Here is a 6,292-nt window from a genome sequence, read left to right as displayed (position 1 = left end):
ATCTCGGTGACGACATCCGTCAGGTAGTTCTCCCGAATGGGTCCGCCGACGCCGATCTCGTGTTCGGCGACATAGGCCCCGAGCTCCCCGTAGGTCTGCCCAATCGTCTCGTCGGGTCCTCGATGCGTTGCGACGGCCAGATCGACGGCGGGGAGCATCTCTGCCTGGACACGTCCGTTGGGAGTCGAGTGACCGTCCGAAGACGCGATCGGGCAGAACAATGCGGCGTCGCCACGTTCGTGCAGAAACAGCTCGGTGTCCCAGATCCCGCCTATCGGCCCGACGGCGCGCAGAGAATCGTTCTGAGACAACGCATTCAGTTCGGCGAGGGCCGAGGTGTACCATTCGCCGAGGTCCGGTAGGTCGATCGTCTCGCGAATCACCAACGCCGGTGTCGTCGGGATGCTGCGATGTTCGATGACGAGCGGAGTCGGTGCCGTTACGAGCAGACCTCGAAGTGACCTGACCGCGGCTCTGGTCGCTTCCAGTTCGGCTTCCATCCGTTCCAGATGCGCAGCGATCAGGTCGTTCCTCGTCTCGACGTCGGTTGCGACGAGAATCGACCGGATCGTGTCTACCGGTACAGACAGTGCGCGCAGTTGGCGAATCACCTGCGCGTCAGCGATCTGGTCGGAACCGTAGAGCCGGTACCCGTTCGAGGGGTCGATCGATGCAGGCAGCAGAAGCCCGGCGTGATGGTAGAAGCGAAGGGTCTTGGCGCTCAATCTGGTCGCCTGGGAGAAGTCGCCGATCGTCATCACGGAAGCCACGTCAAGCATTCTCCCCCACAGGGCGCCGGATCTACCCCCCCGATTGTGCGCTGAGCGCTTCCAGGCACACACAACACGGGAGTAGATCCGCCTGGATGAGACTGGCCGACCCACTACAGTGCTCCCATGAGCCGAGGCGCGTCGCTCTGCCGGGTGGCGGTTGCGTACGCTGTAGCCATCGCCGTGGGATTCGCGTGGTTGGTGCTGGGACCGAACACCGGACAGTTGTGGCTCGATGCTCTGATCGCCGATCTGCTTGCGACGCTGGTGATCTTCGCGGCCAGTCGGATGCATCGCAATTCCAGCTTCTACGACGCCTATTGGAGCGTCATACCTCCGCTGTTGGCCTTCTACTGGTGGCTCGACGCAGGCGCAGGTGTCGACGACGCCCGGTGGTGGCTGCTGATGATCGTCATGGTGGCGTGGTCGATCCGGTTGACCGGCAACTGGATATCCACGTTTGCTGGCCTGCACCACGAGGATTGGCGATACCCACTACTGCGTGCGCGTGCAGGGCGGCTCGAAGTGCTCGTCGATCTCGTCGGCATCCATATCGTCCCGACGCTGCAAGTCTTTCTCGGACTGATACCTGTCTACGTCGTTGCGACGCGGGCAGGCGAGCCGCTCGGTCCACTCGACGTCGTTGCGTTCGTTGTCGGTATCGGCGCGTTGGCCATCGAGACGCTCGCGGATCTGCAGATGCGCCGCTTCGTCCACACCAACGCGTCGGGGCAGAGTATGGACAAGGGGTTGTGGGCATGGTCGCGGCATCCGAATTACTTCGGCGAGTTCGGAATATGGCTCTCGTTCGGCCTCTTCGGACTGGCTGCGAATCCGGGAGCGTGGTGGGTGATGGCGGGAGCCGTCGTCATGCTGGTGACGTTTCTCGGTGTGAGTATCCCGATGATGGAACGGCGCAGTCTTCAGCGCCGCCCGCAGTACCGCGAAGTCATGGGCCGGGTCCCGCGCTTTGTTCCGCGCCCGCCTCGTGGGCACTGACAGCCTCGACCTACAGGCCGACCAACGGTCGTGGTGCGGCGTTGAGGCGCCGGGAACAAATTCTCAGACGCTCTCTCATCGCGCTGTCGAGCAATGCAGGGTTGGGAAGATCGAGGATCAAGCGGAGTCGACGACGGTACTCACCAGCTCTGAGTCCGAACGAAACCCATATTTCTTCGTCGTCGGCACCCCCGAACGGGGCCCATCGTGCAGCGAAGTCGATCAGGTCGCGGGCGTGACGCTCGTTCATGGCGGGCCTTGCTCCAACCGACGGCGAAGTGTCGGCGTCATGGACGCCGGGCAACCGTCGAGGAAATGATGTTTTTACGCAACGATGAGGCCGGGCGAAGAATTCTGGCGATGCCGTGACCCTGAGAGGGCGAGGGCATCGATCCCGGTTCGGCTTGTTGTCTCAGCACTTTCAGTTCACACCCGCCAGGGCGTGTTGTCAACAGTGTGCGGTGCGTCGACCGAAGGCAGTCACTCCGAGGACTCGTGTCGGATGCCGGCGACATTCTCGAGCACGGTCCGAGCGTTCAACGTCCGCTGGACGAGCCCGTCGGTCACTGTGGACAGGGCAACACCGTGCTCGCGCGCGTATCCACGCAAGGCGGTGAACGCTTGGTCCATGTCGAGATCGCCGACGTAGGAGAGGAGGCCCTTGGCCTGCTCGAGACTGGCTCGGTTGCGCAACGTCGAACTCAGTCGAGCACCGATGGCTGCCGGGTCCGGCGGCGTGGGCCCGTTGATCAGCGCGATGCTGGCGACATGGGCGAGTGCTTGGGCCAGTTCGAGGTCGTCGTCGTCGAGTGCACCCGTGCGGGAGCCGAACAATCCAAGAGTGCCCAGCACATTCGTCCGCAGTCGCATGGGGACCGCGTGGACGGACACGAACCCTGCCGAGGTGGCGACGTCGACGAACTGTGGCCACCTCCCCGAATGTTCTTCGAGATCGGCGACACGGACCGGCTGTCCGGTGCGAAAGCAGTCCAAGCACGGCCCTTCTTCGCGCTGAAGTTGAAATACCTCCAGTAGCCGCGTTGCTTCCGACGACGCTGCCACTACGTGCAGCACACCTCGTTCGTCGGCCAAGAGCAAACCCGCCGACGCAATGTCGAGTAGCTGCGCACACTCGGCGGTCAACCCGCTCAGTAGTTCGATGACGTCGAACTCTCCGACCAAGCTGTTCGCCAGTCGTACGAATGCCTCGGTGACGCCGTGTTCGCGGTTGCTGTTCATCAGATGCTTCCCGAGTCGTACCCACTGGTGGGGTTGTCGTCGGAACTCAACACGAGCCGACGTTCGATGATGTCCCAGGCGACTTCACTGGCAGTTTGCCCGGTGAGGAACGCGTGAGCGCGGAGGCGGGCAAGGGCCTCGACGGAGTCGAGTTCGAGCTGGCCCATGAGGATTCCGGTCGCCTGATACACCTCGACGCGTTCGAGCGAAGCGAGTTGCTCCCAACCGTCTTGACCCTCGCTCGCAGCGTCCCAATCGAGATCCGAAGTCATCAAATCCAACAGCGGCAGTGCGGCAAGTTCGGCCGCCCACATGCCCGCGTTCAATGCGGAAGCCGACAGTGGTCCCGGCGCTCTGCAGAACAGATCGAGGACCCCGACGTGTACCGCCGCAATCGCGGTCGGTAGAGCGAAGATCGCGTGTACTCCGGCGTCGAGAACTGCAGGGGTGAACGCAGGCCACCGCCGTTCGTCGGGATCTGACAGGTCGGGTACCAATATCGGTAGTCCCGAGGAGACCGCGTCCAAGCATGGACCCTCGCCGAAGGTGAAGTGAAAGTCGTCCAGCCGCCTGCTGAATTCACCACTCGATCCGAACGTTCCGCGCGTCACTCCATCGTGGATCACCGAGATTGCAGCACCGTCGACGGGGAGAAGTTCGACGCATGCGACACACAGACGATCAGCGGCCGACAGGCCCTTCCCGGCGCCTGCCATGGCCGACGCCAAGTCCTCGCGCAGCCGCGATTGCGCGGTCACCGTTGTGCCGCTGCGAAACTTTCGATCGCTCCCATAGGCTCATCCTAGTCCTCCTGGCTGCCCGACGGACTCGATGCGGCCCGGATGGGTTCGTCCGGTGTTCGAAGACCCTCCAGGGATTCAGGTTCCGAGCCGGCGGGGCGCGCCAACGTCATTGTGGCAGCGAGAATTTCGCGGCTGCGTGCGGCGTGGGTTGTTGCAGGGCTTTCGGTGTCGGGCCAACAGTCGGTCTCGTCGAGCGCCCAGTCTGCCCACTCGATCATGTTGTCGAAGTGGCCGATCATGAACTTGTTGGCGAGGGTCATCAGGTGCAACCGCTCCGGAAAGGTCCCGCCGTCCGGAGCGTGGAGCCGTCCGGCGTGGGAGACGAAGAGCTGCTGTGTCCGGCTGGCCTGCTCTCGCAAATTCCTGAGGTTGGCCCGAAGGTCCTCGATAGACCCCTGTTCGGCGAACATGACCCGAATGAGGCCCTCGAATTCGAGTGCTGGCGGGCGGGACTGGGTGCTGAGCCACTCGGTGAGCGCGTCGCGACCCGACTCCGTGATCGAGTACACGGTTCTGCGGCGACGCTCGCCCGTATTCTCGGTTCGGGCAGTGACCAGTCCGCGCTCGAGAAGGCGCTTCGGCGCGTTGTAACGCTGACGGTCCGCCCGCGGCCACACCTCGGCAACCCCTCGGCCGACCTGCTCTGCGATCTCGTAGGCAGACCAGTCCCGGGAAGCCAGGAGTCCGAGCACCAGAAACGACGTGGTGTTGAGGTCGCCTTGAACCAATTGCCCTCTCCTCCCGCATGGACCCGACTCGATGTCTCTGTGTCGCCCCAAGCCTAGCCAGCCACGATGAGGCCCTAGTGCGGCACCTCATCGTGGCTGCCATGGTCTTATCCGCCGCTGGTGTCCTCGGCGGCATCGTCGATGTGTTCACCGGTGTCCTCGGTCGAGCTCGCGTAGACAAGCGGCACAAGCGATTTGGCTACCGCAGCGGCAGGTGGGGCACCTTCGGGGGTCGGTGCCAGAGTTCCCCAGACCACGATGGTGACGTCGTTGACCGGGTCGTAGCCCATGAACGAGTTGTATCCGGGCATCTCGCCGATGTGCCCGTACATCGGTCCCATCTGTGCGATGCCGTACCCATAGCTGCTGCCGGATGGGTCGCTCGGGTCCGACGGTTGCACGCTGTCCATCCGCAGTGCCTGGGTTTCTTCGTCGAGAAGATCTCCGTTGCCCAGAGCTTCGACCCAGGTGACAAGGTCGTTGGCCGTCGAGATGCCCTGGCCCGCCGACCATGTCCACGACGGATTGTCGTTGGTCGTGATCCTCGGTTGGACCGTTCCTGCCTCGATTGCCGCCAGGCGCTCGGGTGAGAGCGATTCCTTGCCTTCGCCCAAGGTCTCGACGTTGCCGCTGTAGGAGTAGCCGTTGGCGTAGGTGTCGGGAATCGACGTGTCGGTGTTGGCGGGGAAGGATGTGCTCGTCATGTTCAGCGTGCTGAACAGTCGATCCTGGTAGATCTGAGCGATCGGTTTGCCGTCGAGCTGCTCGGCGATCAGTCCGAGGAGAACGGTGTTGGTGTTGGAGTAGTTGTATTCGGCGCCGGGTTCCGCCACCGGCGGATTGGCGAAGGCCAGGGCCAGCAATTGTTCTGGCTCCCATACTCTCTGCGGGTCGTTGTCGAGGGCGTCGTTGAGCTCGAGGGTCTGGGTGTAGTTGTACAGCCCGCTTCGCATGTCGAGCAGTTGAGCGATCGTGATGTTCTCGCCGTTGGGCACGTCAGGCCGGTACTTGCTCACCGGATCCTCGACGGAGATCTTGCCCTCCTGGACCATCTGCAGGATAACGGTGCCGGTCCAGGTCTTGGTGTTGGAGCCGATACGAACTTTCGTGTCCGCCGTGGGGACTTCGGTCGAGTCGAGCCCGAGTGTTCCCCACGACTTCGTGTAGTCGCCTTCCGGTGTCTTGACGAGCACCATCATGCCGACCTCGCGGAACTGGGTGGCCAGTTCGTCGACGACGGTGTCCATCGCGGCCGTGTCGAGAGGTACGAGCGCGCTGGATGCCTCCGAAGTCGATGATTCCGAGCTCGTTGCTTCCGACGTCGATGTCGAGGTGCTGTCCGAGTCCGACGAACACGACGCGGCGACGAGTGCGACCGCGAGGAGGACGGCGGCGGCCCCGGTTGTCCTGGCCCGGCCGGCAATACGCCGCCGGGTCGACAGGTGTGGTGTTGGCATTGCGCTCTCCGATGCGTGAGGGGTGGTTCGGCGAATAGCGGCGTGCTCAGGACTGTCCAGTTCCGATTCTCCCAAGGTTCACGAATTACAGTGTGCAAATTGCAGTAACTCGGTTAAATTGACACCACTGCACCGCCCGCAGGTGAGGTCCGATGATCCTGGCGGACAGACGAGAACGCTTCAAGAGAGTCGGTGCCATGTCATCCTCGAGAATTCCCGGACGCAGGTCCGGTGCGCGATCACTTCTGGCCTCGTTCACCGTTGTCGGCGTTCTGCTGACCGCGGCATGCGGCTCG

Annotated in this window: 7 protein-coding genes; 1 reads left to right on the top strand and 6 read right to left on the bottom strand. The window is 63.1% G+C overall.

What is annotated here, in order from left to right:
* Positions 1–770, bottom strand: a 770-nt coding sequence (locus A2J03_RS13345; protein ID WP_197480749.1) for a MerR family transcriptional regulator, incomplete at its 3' end; no start/stop codon positions are given.
* A gap of 126 nt (positions 771–896) precedes the next feature.
* Between A2J03_RS13345 and A2J03_RS13340 the strand changes: the two genes are divergently transcribed.
* Positions 897–1,769 carry a DUF1295 domain-containing protein gene (locus tag A2J03_RS13340; RefSeq protein ID WP_068374588.1) on the top strand — a complete coding sequence of 291 codons (873 nt, stop codon included), beginning with the start codon at positions 897–899 and terminating at the stop codon, positions 1,767–1,769.
* 10 nt (positions 1,770–1,779) lie between these two features.
* On the opposite strand, the gene A2J03_RS13335 is transcribed toward A2J03_RS13340, so the two are convergent.
* From A2J03_RS13335 to A2J03_RS13315, 5 genes are all read right to left on the bottom strand, one after another.
* Entirely contained in the window at positions 1,780–2,019 is a 240-nt protein-coding gene (locus tag A2J03_RS13335; protein WP_068374585.1) for a hypothetical protein, read from the bottom strand.
* Between the two features lie 230 nt (positions 2,020–2,249).
* Positions 2,250–3,008 (bottom strand): GAF and ANTAR domain-containing protein, encoded by a 759-nt coding sequence (locus A2J03_RS13330; RefSeq protein ID WP_068374582.1) that lies wholly within the window; start codon positions 3,006–3,008, stop codon positions 2,250–2,252.
* Positions 3,008–3,766, bottom strand: a complete 759-nt coding sequence (locus A2J03_RS13325; protein WP_231912524.1) for a GAF and ANTAR domain-containing protein — start codon at positions 3,764–3,766, stop codon at positions 3,008–3,010. The genes A2J03_RS13330 and A2J03_RS13325 overlap by 1 nt, the downstream gene beginning before the upstream one ends.
* 44 nt (positions 3,767–3,810) lie before the next feature.
* On the bottom strand, positions 3,811–4,539 hold the full coding sequence (locus A2J03_RS13320; protein WP_068374579.1) for a PadR family transcriptional regulator: 729 nt from the start codon (positions 4,537–4,539) through the stop codon (positions 3,811–3,813).
* A gap of 107 nt (positions 4,540–4,646) precedes the next feature.
* Entirely contained in the window at positions 4,647–5,996 is a 1,350-nt protein-coding gene (locus A2J03_RS13315; RefSeq protein WP_068374576.1) for a serine hydrolase domain-containing protein, read from the bottom strand.
* Between the last annotated feature and the right edge of the window lie 296 nt (positions 5,997–6,292).

The sequence above is a fragment of the Rhodococcus sp. EPR-157 genome, assembly GCF_001647195.1.
In the GTDB taxonomy this organism is placed as follows: Bacteria; Actinomycetota; Actinomycetes; order Mycobacteriales; family Mycobacteriaceae; genus Rhodococcoides.
Note: the sequence above shows the minus strand (reverse complement) of the source record. Positions and strands in the feature narration are given on the sequence as shown.